The sequence below is a fragment of the Rheinheimera faecalis genome (genome assembly GCF_021290965.1).
Taxonomy (GTDB): domain Bacteria; phylum Pseudomonadota; class Gammaproteobacteria; order Enterobacterales; family Alteromonadaceae; genus Pararheinheimera; species Pararheinheimera faecalis.
Genome location: NZ_JAJOYT010000004.1, coordinates 346,655 through 361,970, shown reverse-complemented (window position 1 = coordinate 361,970; position 15,316 = coordinate 346,655). Strand labels below are relative to the sequence as shown.

Annotated in this window: 13 protein-coding genes and 3 tRNA genes; 12 read left to right on the top strand and 4 right to left on the bottom strand. The window is 46.6% G+C overall.

Annotated elements, in window-relative coordinates; genetic code table 11:
• Positions 1–75: 75 nt before the first annotated feature.
• Positions 76–2,067 carry an excinuclease ABC subunit UvrB gene (gene uvrB / locus LSG34_RS09910; protein ID WP_233008926.1) on the bottom strand — a complete coding sequence of 664 codons (1,992 nt, stop codon included), beginning with the start codon at positions 2,065–2,067 and terminating at the stop codon, positions 76–78.
• 64 nt (positions 2,068–2,131) lie between these two features.
• Positions 2,132–3,496: an MATE family efflux transporter gene (locus LSG34_RS09905; RefSeq protein WP_233008925.1), complete on the bottom strand. Its 1,365-nt coding sequence runs from the start codon at positions 3,494–3,496 to the stop codon at positions 2,132–2,134.
• A gap of 534 nt (positions 3,497–4,030) precedes the next feature.
• On the opposite strand from LSG34_RS09905, the gene LSG34_RS09900 reads away from it, so the two are divergent.
• The 12 genes from LSG34_RS09900 to gloA all read left to right on the top strand — a co-directional run bounded on the left by LSG34_RS09900 (position 4,031) and on the right by gloA (position 13,432).
• Positions 4,031–4,107 (top strand) — tRNA-Asn (locus tag LSG34_RS09900).
• A 26-nt stretch (positions 4,108–4,133) separates the two neighbouring features.
• Positions 4,134–4,210: transfer RNA gene (locus tag LSG34_RS09895), tRNA-Asn, on the top strand.
• 35 nt (positions 4,211–4,245) lie between these two features.
• Positions 4,246–4,322, top strand: a tRNA-Asn gene (locus LSG34_RS09890).
• 122 nt (positions 4,323–4,444) lie between these two features.
• Positions 4,445–6,301 (top strand): EAL domain-containing protein, encoded by a 1,857-nt coding sequence (locus tag LSG34_RS09885; protein WP_233008924.1) that lies wholly within the window; start codon positions 4,445–4,447, stop codon positions 6,299–6,301.
• Between the two features lie 237 nt (positions 6,302–6,538).
• Complete coding sequence (rsxA, locus tag LSG34_RS09880) at positions 6,539–7,120, top strand: electron transport complex subunit RsxA (protein WP_233008923.1); 582 nt, start codon at positions 6,539–6,541, stop codon at positions 7,118–7,120.
• Positions 7,121–7,675: an electron transport complex subunit RsxB gene (gene rsxB, locus LSG34_RS09875; RefSeq protein WP_233008922.1), complete on the top strand. Its 555-nt coding sequence runs from the start codon at positions 7,121–7,123 to the stop codon at positions 7,673–7,675. It abuts the gene before it with no gap.
• A gap of 1 nt (position 7,676) precedes the next feature.
• On the top strand, positions 7,677–9,935 hold the full coding sequence (rsxC, locus tag LSG34_RS09870) for an electron transport complex subunit RsxC (protein ID WP_233008921.1): 2,259 nt from the start codon (positions 7,677–7,679) through the stop codon (positions 9,933–9,935).
• On the top strand, positions 9,932–10,996 hold the full coding sequence (rsxD, locus tag LSG34_RS09865) for an electron transport complex subunit RsxD (RefSeq protein ID WP_233008920.1): 1,065 nt from the start codon (positions 9,932–9,934) through the stop codon (positions 10,994–10,996). Before rsxC ends, rsxD begins: the two co-directional genes overlap by 4 nt.
• Positions 10,996–11,622: an electron transport complex subunit RsxG gene (gene rsxG / locus LSG34_RS09860; RefSeq protein ID WP_233008919.1), complete on the top strand. Its 627-nt coding sequence runs from the start codon at positions 10,996–10,998 to the stop codon at positions 11,620–11,622. Before rsxD ends, rsxG begins: the two co-directional genes overlap by 1 nt.
• A gap of 31 nt (positions 11,623–11,653) precedes the next feature.
• On the top strand, positions 11,654–12,349 hold the full coding sequence (locus LSG34_RS09855; protein ID WP_233008918.1) for an electron transport complex subunit E: 696 nt from the start codon (positions 11,654–11,656) through the stop codon (positions 12,347–12,349).
• Between the two features lie 39 nt (positions 12,350–12,388).
• Positions 12,389–13,021, top strand: coding sequence for an endonuclease III (gene nth / locus LSG34_RS09850; protein WP_233008917.1), 633 nt, complete (start codon positions 12,389–12,391; stop codon positions 13,019–13,021).
• A 9-nt stretch (positions 13,022–13,030) separates the two neighbouring features.
• Positions 13,031–13,432 (top strand): lactoylglutathione lyase, encoded by a 402-nt coding sequence (gene gloA / locus LSG34_RS09845; protein WP_233008916.1) that lies wholly within the window; start codon positions 13,031–13,033, stop codon positions 13,430–13,432.
• Positions 13,433–13,496: 64 nt separating this feature from the next.
• Here the strand turns inward: gloA and LSG34_RS09840 are convergent, their stop codons facing one another.
• The gene (locus tag LSG34_RS09840; RefSeq protein ID WP_233008915.1) at positions 13,497–14,186 is read right to left on the bottom strand and encodes a transposase; all 690 of its coding nucleotides are present in this window, start codon (positions 14,184–14,186) and stop codon (positions 13,497–13,499) included.
• 115 nt (positions 14,187–14,301) lie between these two features.
• A complete protein-coding gene (locus tag LSG34_RS09835) occupies positions 14,302–15,192 on the bottom strand; it encodes an aspartoacylase (RefSeq protein WP_233008914.1) in 891 nt (296 codons plus the stop codon).
• Positions 15,193–15,316 lie beyond the last annotated feature (124 nt).

The following is a 15,316-nucleotide window of genomic DNA, read 5'->3' as shown; positions in this document are numbered from 1 at the left end:
AGGCATGAAATTCGAGGCGGAATTGGGGTCAGAGTAAAATTAAACCACGGTTTAATTTTACTCTGACCCCATGATTTAAATCTCCAGCAAAGCTTCACGTAATTGATGAATTTGATCCCGAGCTTGCGCCGCCAGTTCAAACTCCAGATCTTTGGCGTGCTGCAGCATTTTTTGCTCCAGTTGCTTAATTTCTGCCTGCAGCTGATAAGGTGTTTTGCCTTTGGCCAGTTTGATTTTCTCCGCCACTTTCGGCAGATCGGCATCCTGCCCCAAGTCCATCACATCCGACACCTTCTTCTTAATAGCAGTAGGTGTGATGCCATGCAGTTCATTGTAAGCAATTTGCTTATTGCGCCGACGATCGGTTTCATTAATAGCGCGCTGCATGGAACCTGTCATGCGATCAGCATAAAGCACTGCTTTACCGTAAAGGTTACGGGCGGCACGACCCATGGTTTGAATCAGCGAACGCTCTGAACGTAAAAAACCTTCTTTATCTGCATCCAGAATGGCCACTAAAGACACTTCAGGAATATCCAGACCTTCCCGCAATAAGTTAATACCGACCAGCACGTCAAAGACGCCTAAACGTAAATCCCGGATGATTTCCATCCGCTCAACTGTATCTATGTCGGAGTGTAAATACCGAACCTTGACGCCATGGCCTGCTAAATAGTCCGTTAAATCTTCAGCCATTTTTTTGGTCAGCACTGTCACCAATACCCGCTCTCCTAGTTTGGCGCAGCGGAAAGCTTCCGACATTAAGTCGTCAACCTGGGTGGCTACAGGACGGATTTCAATCACAGGGTCTAATAAACCTGTTGGCCGCACCACCTGCTCTATCACTTCACCTGCCGATTGTTTTAGCTCGTAATCTGCTGGTGTGGCCGAGACATAAATACGCTGTGGCGCTATGGATTCAAATTCATCAAACTTCAGCGGCCTGTTATCCAAGGCTGAAGGCAAACGGAAACCATAGTTCACCAGGTTTTCTTTGCGCGAGCGATCGCCTTTGTACATAGCGCCAATTTGTGAAATGGTGACATGCGACTCGTCAATAAACATCAAACCATCGGCCGGAAAATAATCCAGTAAGGTTGGAGGCGGCTCACCTTCAGCCCTGCCTGATAAGTAGCGCGAGTAGTTTTCAATGCCGGAGCAATAACCCAGCTCCACCATCATTTCCAAATCAAACAAAGTACGCTGACCTATGCGCTGCTCTTCAATCAGGCGATTTTCTGCAAGCAATTGAGCGCGGCGATCTTTGAGTTCCACCTTAATACGTTCAGTCGCCTCGAGGATTTTTTCCCGTGGTGTGACATAGTGCGTTTTTGGATAAATAGTGTAACGGCTCACCACTTTTTCGACCGAACCTGTCAGTGGGTCAAATAAGCTGATGCGCTCAATTTCTTCATCAAACAGCTCAATCCGTACTGCGATTTCATCCGATTCGGCCGGAAACACATCAATTACATCGCCACGTACACGATAGGTAGCACGTTCAAAAGCCGTATCATTGCGGCTGTATTGCAACTCGGCCAGACGACGTAAGATAAAACGCTGATCGACTATATCACCCACTTTGAGATGCAACAGCATCTTCATATAAGATTCCGGATCACCCAAACCATAAATGGCCGACACTGAGGCGATAATCACTACGTCCCGTCGTTCCATCAAGGCTTTGGTTGCCGATAAACGCATCTGCTCTATATGTTCATTAATAGAAGCGTCTTTTTCGATAAAGGTGTCGCTGGACGGCACATAAGCTTCTGGCTGGTAATAGTCGTAATAAGATACAAAGTATTCAACCGAGTTGTTCGGGAAAAACTCCTTCATCTCTCCATAGAGCTGCGCCGCCAGAGTTTTGTTGTGCGCCATAATCAAGGTGGGTCTGTTCACTTGAGCTATCACATTGGCCATAGTGAAGGTTTTACCTGAGCCGGTGACACCTAATAAGGTTTGATGAGCTAAACCCGACTCCAGGCCTTCCACCAGTTTTGCGATAGCTGTTGGCTGATCACCAGCAGGTTGATAATTGGAGACTAACTCGAAATCGCGGCTCATAAACTCCCCCCCTGCAAAGTAAGAGTGGGCAGGTAATGGGAGAGCAATTTAATATCGCGGCTCATCAGGATTCTCCACTTAAAGTTAAGGCAGCTAATCTGCGTTTAAACCAGCTGTACGCCAGGCCGGAGGTAATAGCATTTGCAATCAAGCCACCGACAAAAACCCCTATCACGCCTCCTATCAAGCCACCTATATAAGCAAAGGGCACATAAAAAACAAAAAGGCGGATCACACTCAGCTGCAATGCATTGAGCGGCAGATGCAAAGCGTTAAAAGACGAGTTGGTCAGGATTATGATGCCCTGCAGACCATAACCTAAAGGCAAAATCCATATAAAGTAGCGAATATACTGCGCCACTAACGGATCTTCAGTAAATACATCAGCCAGCACCCAGGCACAGGCCGCTAAGCCAAGATATACCACAAGCTGCCAGGCCAGAATAAACTTAATGCAGCCTCTGTAAGCATCATGAATACGATGATAAGCACAGGCACCATAATTCTGGCTGACAAAAGGTGGCAAAGTCATAGACAGCGCCAGTACTACTAAAGACGCAATACTCTCAATACGGGCACCAACCCCAAAGGCAGCCACAGCTTCAGCCCCATAACTGGCCATCAGGGCGGTTAAAATACCCATAGCCAAAGGAGTCAGCATATTGGCGCCAGCTGCTGGCAAACCTATATGCAAAATTTTACGGCTGATAGTGATAAATTCGCCAAAAGGCTGATGCCCTATATCCACCAGCTTACGGCGCACCATCAGCAAATACAGAATAAGGCCAAAACCTAATAACCAGGAGATCAGACTGGCCAGTGAAGCACCAGCAACGCCCATAGCAGGGATTGGGCCCCAACCAAAAATCAGAATAGGGTCTAAAATCGCATTTAATAAACCCGCACAGGCCATCAAAATACTGGGCGTTTTCGTGTCCCCCGCCGCTCTTAATATCGCATTGCCTATCATAGGCGTAATAAGGAAAACAGCGCCAAAAAACCAGATATCCATATAGTCATGAATAAAAGGCAAAGTATCTTCTTTGGCCCCCAACAAACGAAACAGAGGGTCAATCGTCAGATAACCGACAATAGATAAAGCAATGACTAAATAGGCTGATAACCATAAAGCCGCTAACCCATCACTACGCGCACTTTGCTGATCACCACTGCCTAATGCGCGGGCTATTACTGCAGAAGCACCAATACTCAGTCCAATGGCTAAACTAATCACAGTAAAAGTAACAGGGAAGGTGAAACTGACAGCTGCCAGTTCGGCGGTGCCTAACATACTAATAAAGAAAGTATCGACCAGATTAAAAGACATTAAGGTGATCATGCCAAACAGCACAGGCACCGTCATTTGTTTCATGGTGGCCTGAATATCACCTTTGAGCAGATCAGGACGTTTCGAAGTGGATTGAGTCATAACAGTCAGCTTAAGCGCAAGTGGCGCTATTGTAGAGAAAAGTTAAAGGCGGCACTACCAGCAATGCGACCAAATCGGCGTAAAACTGAACAAGAATAAGAAAAAATGTTCACAATCTGCTTTTGCATAGAAACTTTGTTTCCTCAATGGTGTTTTGCATAAAGTTTCAGTTCTTTCAGATTCGTAACCTGTTGTTTTATATAAGGTAAAAAAATAGTCGCAAACCTATTGATCTGGCGCTAAGCCTTATCTGTTAAGGCTTAGCCTATCCATCAGGCCAACAATTCACAGACTTATCCACAGATTCTGTGGGTAACTTACGCTAGCCCTTTATTGGCCTGACTTTGCTAAATTTCAATGCCATGACAAAAGGGCGAATAGCTTTTGCATATGCAAAAATTAGTTTTGCGCAGCTTTTCTACCGGCTTTGGCTAAACAAACAGCAAGTAAACTTCTTTTATGAAAAAGCACTGGGCAAAGTGTTGACAGTGTTTAAGACGGGCATTAGTATTGCGCCCCGTTGCAGAACACAGTTCCTCAGTAGCTCAGCCGGTTAGAGCGGCGGACTGTTAATCCGTAGGTCGTTGGTTCGAGTCCAACCTGGGGAGCCACTGTAGTCTCAACATATTATTTCAGTTCCTCAGTAGCTCAGCCGGTTAGAGCGGCGGACTGTTAATCCGTAGGTCGTTGGTTCGAGTCCAACCTGGGGAGCCAACTGAAATAATCACAATTTGATAACCGTATACAATTCCTCAGTAGCTCAGCCGGTTAGAGCGGCGGACTGTTAATCCGTAGGTCGTTGGTTCGAGTCCAACCTGGGGAGCCACCTAAAGTACATCTTGTTTACTCTCTTAATTGTCTCTTTTTCTTAGTGTTTTTCCCTGAAATACCTTAAGCTTATTTTCTGATGTTCAAGCTCGGATAAAAAATCTTTATGGGTTGTCTGCTATGAAGTCTCCATCCTTTATTGCTCTGAGTCACTGGACTGCCGCTCTGGTATCGGCTGTGCTGGCACTTTGGTTATTCTGGTTTGCCGCAGCTCAACAAATTCAAAGCTTGTATCAGCTACACTACAGCGCTATTCAGCAGATGTTAGCCAGTGATTTAACAGGCGATACCAAAATTCTGACCCGCCAGTTAAGCAGCAGTTTTGATTTACCTTACTTAAAAGTGAGTCAGCTCGACGGTGTGGTACTGCACGAACAAAGCAATTCGATGCCCTCTTATACAATCTCTTCCTGGATATTAACTCAGTTTGACCGGCCCATTACTCCAGCTTCAGTCAAAGATCAGGCACATAATTTACAGGTAGAGTTTTTACCCCAGCTGTCAGAGCAATTGTCCACCCTTGAGCTTTTTAGTTTATTTTTGTTTTTTGGCCCGCTGATTTTAGGTGTATTGCCTTATTACCTGCAGCCGGGTCGGCCAAAAAAGCAAAAAGCTCTGCCGCCTCACCCTATCGAAGCTGCTGTACAACAAGCACCGGCCGTAGTGCAGCCATTACAACCTCAGGCAACCACCTCAGGCACAGACTATTTATTAGAGCTGGCACTTTATGATCAACTGACCTCGCTACCAAACCGTCAGCAATTTGTCCGTTATTACGAACAGCAACTCAAAGCCGCCAATGCAGTACATCAATCGGTATTTTTACTGGTACGCTGTCACAGTCTGGCTCAGATCAACCATAAACAAGGTTATCTGGCCGGTGATTTATATATTAAAGAGATGGCGGACTTATTAAAGCAACTGCCGCAGCTGTCCGATGAAAGCCCATTATTTCGCCTGAACAACACCGACTTCTGTGTGTTGTTTCCACAAATGACGGTTGAACAAACGGAAGATCTGGTATTACTGCTACAGCAAAACTTCGATAGTTATCAGCAGCAAAAACAGCTGGACTCGGTGGCCTTAACGGGTTTAGTTCAGGTGGCTCAGGGCAAACCATTAGGTGAATTGCTGGCAATGGCCGATACAGCTTTGGGTTTGGCGAAAACCAAGCAGAATAAAGCCACTAAACAAAGTAACTTGTGGTACTTGTTTACCGACAGCCAGGAGCAAACTGCAGAATCGTCGTTTAGTACCAAAAACTGGCGTAACCTGATTGATGATGTACTGCAAGGTCAGCGTTTAAGCTTATTAGCTCAGCCTATCCAACCGCTAAATAAAACCGGTAAAACCTATTCCGAATTATTGGTGCGCTTTCGCAGCAACGAAGATCAGTTATTACCCACAGCTTTGTTTTTAGATATGGCGCAAAAACTCGACAAGCTGATCGAAATTGAACAGATGATCGTAGAACAGGCATTGATACTGGTAGCAAAACATCCGGGCCAAAGTTTTGGTCTGAATCTGTCCGCCCATTCAGTGCAGGACGAAAGCTTTATCAGCTATTTGGAACGACGTTTATTAAAAGAAAGCGAACTGACACCCCGTCTGGTATTTGAGATCAGCGAGTGGGGTTTGCAGCAAAATCTGAAACTAAGCAAACGTCTGATTGATATGCTGCATCAATGTGGTTCGCGGGTCACAGTGGAAAAGTTCGGTGCTGGTATTACATCCTTTAAATTTTTCCGTGATTTAAAACCTGATTTTGTCAAAATGGACGGCAGTTACACCCGACAAATTGAAGAAGATAAAAACAACCAGTATTTTGTCCGGCTGATGGTCGATCTGGCGCACCGTATTGGTGTGGCTGTGTTTGCCGAAAATGTAGAAACCGCAGCAGAAAAACAAATGCTGGAATCTTTATTAATTGACGGCATACAAGGCTACTTCTTAAGTAAGCCCGCTCCACTGGAATAAAGCTTCGTACGAAAACCACCTGAACCGTGGTGTCGTTTAGACAAACGGGTGTAGGGGCCGCGGCTTGTCCCGGCCCGTCAATGGGCACCGCGGTTTCATGTAGACGGGCGGGGATAAACCCCGCCCCTACGTTTTATCCGGTGCCATAGGCTCAGATAAGAGCCATTCGCGTTCAGTGCTGTTGTTTCAGACCTTACAAAGCTTCATAATAGCGCGACTTTTTTCTGGGGTTCTTTTATGTCGGAATTTTTGCTGTTGCTGGTCAGCACAGTGCTGGTAAATAACTTCGTACTGGTGAAGTTTCTGGGTCTTTGCCCCGTGATGGGCGTCTCCAAAAAGCTCGAAACTGCTATTGGCATGTCGATGGCCACCACTTTTGTTCTGACCTTAGCCTCGCTTTGCAGTTATCTGGTGGATTTTTACTTATTGCAACCACTGGATTTAATGTATCTGCGCACTTTAGCTTTTATTTTGGTGATCGCAGTCGTAGTGCAATTTACCGAAATGGTGGTGCATAAAACCAGCCCTACTTTGTATCGTTTATTAGGTATCTTTTTGCCTCTGATCACCACCAACTGTGCTGTATTAGGTGTAGCGCTGTTAAACGTGAATGCGCGTCATGATTTTTTCTCTTCTGTGGTCTATGGCTTTGGTGCCGCTGTAGGTTTTTCTTTAGTACTGATTTTATTCGCTGCGATGCGCGAGCGTCTGGCCGCAGCCGATGTGCCTGTCTCTTTTAAAGGTGCCGCCATCGGCATGATTACCGCGGGTTTAATGTCACTGGCCTTTATGGGCTTTACTGGTTTGGTGAAAGTATAAATGTCTATTATCACAGCCCTTTGGGCTTTGGGTATTCTGGCGCTGATTTTTGGTGCTGTGCTGGGATATGCCGCTATACGTTTTAAAGTGGATTCCGATCCACTGGTCGAACAAATTGACGAGATTTTACCGCAAACCCAATGTGGTCAATGTGGTTATCCGGGCTGCAGGCCTTATGCCGAAGCCATAGCCAATGGCGATGACATCAACAAATGTCCACCGGGTGGCGACGCTACGATCAAAAAGCTGGCTGATTTAATGGGCGTTGAAGCCAAACCTCTGGATGCAGCTCAAACTCCGGCGGTAAAACGTGTGGCTTTTATCCGTGAAGACGAATGTATTGGTTGTACCAAATGTATTCAGGCCTGCCCTGTCGACGCTATTGTTGGTGCATCCAAGCAAATGCACACTGTGATTGTCGACGAGTGCACCGGCTGTGATTTATGTGTAGAACCTTGTCCTGTGGATTGCATTGATATGGTGCCATTGGCCAGCAGTATTGAGCGCTGGAAATGGGACTTAAAAGCTATCCCGGTAAAAGTGCTGGAGTCGTAACTTGCCTACTTTATTTCAACAAATTCAGGCAGGAAAAGTCTGGGACTTTCACGGTGGTATTCACCCGCCAAGCCGCAAAGAGCGTACGAACCAAAAGCCTGTAGCGCTTTTGGATATTCCTGACCGTTTATATATTCCGCTGCGCCAGCATATTGGCGTACCTGGCAAAGTGCTGGTTAAAGTAGGCGATCGTGTACTGAAGGGCCAGGCTTTAACTCAGGCGGATAACGCAATGGCTGTGCCTGTGCATGCGCCCACCTCAGGCACTGTGTTGGCGATTGAACTGCATACCAGCGCGCACCCGTCCAGCTTAGCTGAACCCACCTTAGTACTGGCGCCTGACGGCATGGACGAATGGCGGCCTCGTAGACCTTTGGATCCAGATCAGGTCGATATCTATACCTTGCTGGAACGTATTCAGGAGTCCGGTATTTCCGGTATGGGCGGCGCAGGTTTCCCGACTCATATTAAGGTCAATGTTAAACAGCCTGTTGATTATCTGATTATCAACGCTGTGGAATGTGAACCCTATATCACAGCGGATGACATGCTGATGCAGGAGCGCGCCAGCGACATTATTGCCGGTATCGAGATACTGGTTAAACTGCTGAGTCCAAAAGCGGTATTGATAGGTATTGAAGACGATAAGCCTATTGCAGCAGCCTCTTTAAAAGCCGCTATAGGCCAGAAAGACAACTATTTCGTGCGGGAAGTACCTACTAAATACCCGTCCGGTGGCGAAAAACAACTCATCCAATTGCTGACCAATAAAGAAGTTCCTGCTGGTCGCAGGCCTTTAGATATCGGCATAGTGATGCAAAACGTCGGTACTGCTTTTGCGATAGCTCAGGCAGTGCTGGATGATATTCCATTGATCCACCGCGTGGTCACTGTGGCGGGTGAAACCTTAGCCCAGCAGCAAAACGTACTGGCGCTGATCGGTACCCCTGTTTCTGACTTGTTGAATGCCTGTGGTTTTCAGGCTGAACCGCAGCAGCGCATTATTATCGGCGGCCCTATGATGGGCTTTGCTATAGCGGACTGGTCTGTTCCTGTGGTTAAAACCACCAACTGTATTCTGGCGCCAACAGAAAACGAACTGGGTGCTGCCAGTGACGAAATGGATTGTATCCGCTGCGGCGCTTGTGCCGACGCCTGCCCTGCCAGCTTATTACCGCAGCAACTCTTGTGGTATAGCAAAGCCAAAGATCAGGACAAACTGGCGGAATACAATTTATCCGACTGCATTGAATGTGGTGCCTGTGCTTATGTCTGTCCAAGCGAAATTCCGTTGGTGCATTATTACCGTGTCGCCAAAGCCGATATTCGTGAAACCCAACGTGAAGCCTTAAAAGCTGAACAAGCCAAAGCCCGTTTTGATGCCCGCACTGAACGTTTAGAGCGGGATAAGCAGGAACGTTTAGAACGCAACCAGCAACTGGCTGCACAGCGTGTCGCACAGCAACAGGCCAGCGGTCAGGCCACTCAAAGCGCAGCAGCTGTGCAACAAGCACTGGAACGCACTCAGCAGCAAAATGCTCAGCCTCTCGATAAAGAACAAATTATTGCAGAGCGTGAACGTAAAAAAGCAGAAGCTTTGGCCTATCAGCAGCAGAAACAACAAGCTGTGACTTCAGCTCCAGTTGCGGACGACGCAGCAACTCCTGCCGAAGATCCACGTAAAGCAGCTATTGCCGCAGCCTTAGCCCGGGCTAAAGCGAAAAAACAAGCCGAAGCTTTGCCTGAAGTCGCTGCAGAACCAGCTCCGGCTGAAGCTCCAGCTGCTGATGCAGATGCAAAAAAAGCCGCAGTAGCTGCCGCTATAGCCCGCGCTAAAGCAAAAAAGCTTTCACAACAAGAGCCTGAAGCTGCTGTAGAACCAGCCCCTGCTGAAGCACCAGCTTCTGATGTGGATGCAAAAAAAGCCGCGGTAGCAGCCGCTATAGCCCGTGCTAAAGCGAAAAAGCTGACACAGCAAGAGCCTGAAGCTGCTGTAGAACCAGCTTCTGTTGAAACACCAGCACCTGATGTCGATGCAAAAAAAGCCGCAGTAGCAGCTGCTATAGCTCGTGCTAAAGCGAAAAAGCTGGCCGAACAAGCACAAGTGCAACAGATAGAACCTGCGCCTGCAGCAGAGGTTACAGAGCCAGTTGCAGCACCAGCAGAGTCAGCGCCAGAACAAGATGCAAAAAAAGCCGCCATTGCAGCAGCAATTGCCCGTGCCAAAGCTAAAAAACAACAAAACAGTGAGCCGTTATGAGTTTTAAAATCGCCAGCTCTCCGCACCAGCACAGTCAAAAAAATACCGCTCAGTTAATGAAACTTGTGGCGCTTGCTGCTGTACCAGGCATAGCTGTGCAGGCTTACTTTTTTGGGTATGGTGTGCTTATTCAACTGGTGCTCGCGATCATCACAGCGTTGAGCTGCGAAGCCGCTGTATTGGCTATTCGTAGTAAAAAAATCAAAGTCAAACTGCTGGATCACAGCGCCTTAGTCACAGCCTTGTTACTTGCTGTCGCTATCCCCTCTTATGCGCCCTGGTGGTTAGTGGTGATAGGGACCGCCTTTGCCATAGTAGTGGTGAAACAACTGTACGGCGGTTTAGGCAATAACTTATTTAACCCTGCCATGGCGGCTTATGTATTGCTGTTGGTGTCATTTCCTCTGCCTATGACCAGTTGGTTACCAGCAGCTCCGGTGCAACATTTATCTGTAGGCCCGGTGGACGCCGTCTGCGCTATTTTTACCGACTTTAGCTGCAGCGGTTACAGTGTCAGTCAACTGCGTCAGGATGCGGATGGCATCAGTATGGCGACACCACTGGACACTTTAAAAACCGATCTGTCTCAGGGTTACACCACAGCAGAGAGTATGAAAAAACCTGTGTTTGGCTGGTTATCGGGTGAAGGTTGGTTTTGGGTCAATCTGGCCTATTTGCTCGGTGGTTTGTTTTTACTGCAGCAAAAAGTCATACAGTGGCGCATTCCAGTCGCAGTATTAGGTTCGTTGTTTGGCTGTAGTTTACTGGCATGGCTGATCTCGCCGGATACCAATGCCAGTCCACTATTTCAGCTATTCTCTGGTGCCACTATGCTGGCTGCATTTTTTATCGCCACAGACCCTGTATCCGCTTCAACCACTGAAAAAGGCCGGTTGATTTTTGGCGCTTTAATAGGGGTTCTGGTGTTTTTGATCCGCAGTTATGGCGGTTATCCGGACGCTTTTGCTTTTGCTGTAATGTTAGCCAATATGACAGTGCCTTTAATTGACTACTACACCCAGCCACGCACTTATGGCCATAAAAACAAAGGAGCGCGCTGATGCTTAGTTCTGTCGGTAAAAATGCGCTATTGCTCGGAACAGCTGCTGTACTTTGTGTCTTTGCTGTCGCCGCTGTCAATGAAATCACCAAAGCTGAAATCGAAAAGCAGCAACTAGCCAGTAAATTGAGTACTTTGGTTGAAGTAGTGCCGGAACTTGCGGGGAATACAGAAGTACTGAAGGATTGTGTAGCAGTTCTTGATACCCAACTGCTGGGCAAAGACGCCAAACAAAAAATCTACCGTTATCGCTCTGAAGGCAAGCTAAAAGCTTATTTGATGGAGACCACAGCGCCCGATGGCTACAGTGGTGCAATCGAAGTACTGGCCGCTATTAGTCCGGACAGTGAAGTGATAGGTGTGCGGGTACTTAGCCATAAAGAAACACCTGGCCTTGGCGATAAAATTGAACTACGCAAAACTCCTTGGGTATTAAGCTTTAATGGCCAGACTGTAGGCTCAGGCGATGATCGCAGCTTTGCGGTCAAAAAAGACGGTGGTCAGTTTGATCAGTTTGCCGGAGCGACTATTACACCTCGTGCTGTAGTCAAAGCCGTGAAAAACGCTGCAGTTTATATTCAGCAACATCCTGAACTGGCCAGCTTGCCAGCCGATTGTGGAGCCTGATGATGGGCATTACGATGAATTGGAGAACAGCATGAGTCAGTATCAGGAAATAGTCCGTCAGGGTCTATGGAAAAATAATCCAGGTTTAGTGCAGTTATTAGGGCTTTGTCCTTTATTGGGTGTGACCAACAGCCTGACCAACGCTTTAGGTTTAGGTTTGGCCACTATGCTGGTGTTACTGAGCACCAATACTGTGGTGTCTTTGGTTCGAAACTATGTGCCAAATGAAATCCGCATTCCGGTTTTTGTGATGGTGATCGCTTCTGTGGTCACAGTGATAGAGCTGTTGATGCATGCCTTTTTATACAACCTGTATCAGGCCTTAGGTATTTTTATTCCGCTTATGGTCACTAACTGTATTGTCATAGGCCGCGCTGAAGCTTATGCCTCCAAAAATGCAGTATTACCAGCCGCCTTTGACGGTTTGATGATGGGTACCGGTTTTGCATTAGTGCTCTGCGCTTTAGGTGCCATTCGTGAAGTGATAGGGTCTGGTACCTTATTTGCCGGCGCCGATTTACTCTTGGGTGACTGGGCCAAAGTACTGACTATTCATCTGTATCAGGCCGACCATCAGTTTTTATTGGCTATATTGCCGCCAGGTGCATTTTTAGTGATGGGTTTTCTGATTGCGGGTAAAAATGCAGTGGACGCCAGAGCGGCGGCTAAAGCTAAACCTGTAGAGCAAAAAATCAGCCGGGCACGGGTCACTCACGTATCCACTTAGTCTTAAAAAATTTGAATAAAGAGTTTTAAATAAAGCCACATGAATAAAGAAAAACGTATTCAGATTTTACAGCGCCTGCGTGAAAACAATCCGAAGCCAACTACTGAGCTTGAGTTTAATTCGCCTTTTGAATTACTGGTGGCTGTATTGTTATCGGCTCAGGCCACAGACGTCAGCGTCAATAAAGCCACCCGTCTGCTCTACCCTGTCGCCAATACGCCACAGGCAATTTTTGATTTAGGTGTCGATGGCGTAAAGCAGTACATCAAGACCATAGGGCTTTTTAACTCAAAAGCAGAGAACCTAATCAAAACCTGCCGTATCCTGATAGACCAGCACAACAGCATAGTGCCGGAAAACCGTGAAGCTTTAGAAGCCTTGCCAGGTGTAGGCCGTAAAACCGCGAATGTAGTGCTGAACACTGCCTTCGGCTGGCCTACTATTGCTGTCGATACCCATATTTTCCGGGTCAGCAACAGGACAAAATTTGCGCCCGGCAAAAATGTTGATGAAGTGGAACAGAAGTTACTCAAAGTGGTGCCAGCCGAATTTAAGCTGGATGTGCATCACTGGCTTATTTTGCATGGTCGTTATACCTGCATAGCCCGTAAACCTAAATGTGGCAGCTGCCTGATTGAAGATCTGTGCGAGTTTGCCGAAAAAGTCGATTAAGGAAATTTTATGCGCATTTTACATACCATGCTCCGTGTCACTAACTTAGAACGCTCTTTGGCCTTTTACACTGAAGTCCTCGGCATGAAGTTGTTACGTACCTCAGAAAATGCTGAATACAAATACACATTGGCTTTTGTTGGTTTTAGCGATGAAAGCGAAGGTGCGGTATTGGAGTTAACTTACAACTGGGGCGTCGACAGTTACGAGTTAGGCACTGCTTATGGCCATATAGCCCTTGAAGTAGATGATATTTATGCTGCTTGTGAGCTTATTCGCGCTAAAGGTGGCGTGATTAGTCGTGAGCCAGGCCCAGTGAAAGGTGGTACTACAGAAATCGCTTTTGTACGCGACCCGGACAACTACGCCATCGAACTTATCCAGAAAAAAGCCAGCTACGTTCAGCTGTAATCTAGGTTAAAAATGGGGTCAGAACACATTAGTTATACGTAACTAATGTGTTCTGACCCCATTTTTATTGGTTGGATCTTGGTCTGCCTGCACTTTGTTTTGGGATACTCAAACCGAATTTTGCTGCGACACCTTTTTGAGCCGCAGCACTGCCCAACAGTGAACATTGTTGCAAAGAACTGCGGATAGAACAGAGCTCTTCTTCAGCTAAAGCACCATTAAATAATGTCCTGTAATTCATTTGCCGCTCAGCATCGTTTTCACCCAAAGCCAGATAACGTGGGTCTGGTGTAATAAGATCGCTGGAACGGCCCAGAGCATTACAACTATAGCTGGACCAGAAGTAATGTTCCGGCCTCTGAACCATTGCCGCACGCACTGGATTCATCTCAATATATCGATAAACATTCAGCACATAAGCTTCTTCTGCAATCAAACAAGATTTAAAGCGCCCTTCCCATAAAGTGCCGCAACGCTGATAACGAGTATTGAAATAACGAACATACTTTCGCCCTACCGACTGCATCAATACACTGGTCGCCATCTCTTCCTTAGGTGTGCATAAGAGGTGAACATGGTTAGACATCAAAACCCATGCATGAATGTCCACATAGAATTGCTCTTTGTATTCAGTAAGATAATTCAGGTAGGTAGCAAAATCCTGCGGATCAAAAAAGCAAGGCTGGTGATTATTTCCGCGTTGAACCACATGCTGTGGTACATCAGCCGGACAATAGCGTTGATGACGTGGCATGGTGTGCCTCCATTGCAAAGAAACACCACTAAGAATAGCTGTTAAACTCAAAAAAATGGGGATAGATCACATTATTTTTACAATAAATAAACAATGCGATCTGACCCCATTTTTACTATTCCAGCTCAATCCAGATTTTGTCGTTCAGTGACATCGCCAGATTGTTGTCGTAATAGGCGGCTTCATTGATAAAGGTTGGATACACCACTGTATCGCCGTCGTAAGGCACTTCAGTGCCATCAAATAAAGTGAAAATAGGATCGCCAGGGTGGATAGGATGATAGTCCTTGTCCTGCACATTTTTGTGCACCATACCCAAACGTTCGCCTTTTTCATTCATTGGCAATTTAATGCTGTGCAGATACAGATAAGCTTCAGTGCGTTTTGGCAGCTCTGGCAGGCTCTGGGTGTTGTACAGCTCCACAAAGTCCAGAATGTGTGCCGTCATCTCATGCATTTGCTCCAGCACGTCCTGACGCAGCACAGACTGAGATTGTGGCCCTACTTCCACTATCACCCCATAGCGACCCAGCGTACACATCAGCGCGTGATCTTCAGCGGCTAAATGGTCCTCATCGCGGGAGATAATAGCTTCTGGCATTTTCATCTTTACGTAAGCGGCCATCTGATTATAAAAAGCACCGGCTTGCGTCATGATCAAACAGGCGCCCATATTGCTGGTGGTGTTGTGTAAATCGATCACCAGATCGGTTTTGGCGTTGCCTTTTGGCCCTAAAATTTCATTGATCACTTTGGCGCGGCTTTGCTCATAATTAGTCAGATGTGGATTGGCCAAATCGACATTTTTAAACTGGCGGTTTAAGTCGCTGTGTAAATAACGCTTATTGGCTTTATGCGCTTCAGGATTGGCAAACAAAGTGCTGGTTTCAAAGCTTGGGCGCTGGATCAACGCTGGATTGACCTGGTACTGACGAATGGCATAAATACCGGAGAATTCGTTGCCGTGGGTGCCCCCCACTATCGCAACCTTAGCAATTTTAGTCATAAGGTTTACCTCAGGAAAAGATGCCAACATTATGCCTAGCCGCAGCAATAAATGCAGCCAATTTAACTTTAAATGCTGATTTTATGAATAAAAATGAAGAATAGTGCTTAGAGGTTCAGGAATG

What these genes read in the sequence shown, in the direction of transcription:
- uvrB (WP_233008926.1), bottom strand. Translation starts at nt 2,067, where the DNA reads ATGAGCCGCGATTTCGAGTTAGTCTCCAATTATCAACCTGCTGGTGAT.
- LSG34_RS09905 (WP_233008925.1), bottom strand. Translation starts at nt 3,496, where the DNA reads ATGACTCAATCCACTTCGAAACGTCCTGATCTGCTCAAAGGTGATATT.
- LSG34_RS09885 (WP_233008924.1), top strand. Translation starts at nt 4,445, where the DNA reads ATGAAGTCTCCATCCTTTATTGCTCTGAGTCACTGGACTGCCGCTCTG.
- rsxA (WP_233008923.1), top strand. Translation starts at nt 6,539, where the DNA reads ATGTCGGAATTTTTGCTGTTGCTGGTCAGCACAGTGCTGGTAAATAAC.
- rsxB (WP_233008922.1), top strand. Translation starts at nt 7,121, where the DNA reads ATGTCTATTATCACAGCCCTTTGGGCTTTGGGTATTCTGGCGCTGATT.
- rsxD (WP_233008920.1), top strand. Translation starts at nt 9,932, where the DNA reads ATGAGTTTTAAAATCGCCAGCTCTCCGCACCAGCACAGTCAAAAAAAT.
- rsxG (WP_233008919.1), top strand. Translation starts at nt 10,996, where the DNA reads ATGCTTAGTTCTGTCGGTAAAAATGCGCTATTGCTCGGAACAGCTGCT.
- LSG34_RS09855 (WP_233008918.1), top strand. Translation starts at nt 11,654, where the DNA reads ATGAGTCAGTATCAGGAAATAGTCCGTCAGGGTCTATGGAAAAATAAT.
- nth (WP_233008917.1), top strand. Translation starts at nt 12,389, where the DNA reads ATGAATAAAGAAAAACGTATTCAGATTTTACAGCGCCTGCGTGAAAAC.
- gloA (WP_233008916.1), top strand. Translation starts at nt 13,031, where the DNA reads ATGCGCATTTTACATACCATGCTCCGTGTCACTAACTTAGAACGCTCT.
- LSG34_RS09840 (WP_233008915.1), bottom strand. Translation starts at nt 14,186, where the DNA reads ATGCCACGTCATCAACGCTATTGTCCGGCTGATGTACCACAGCATGTG.
- LSG34_RS09835 (WP_233008914.1), bottom strand. Translation starts at nt 15,192, where the DNA reads ATGACTAAAATTGCTAAGGTTGCGATAGTGGGGGGCACCCACGGCAAC.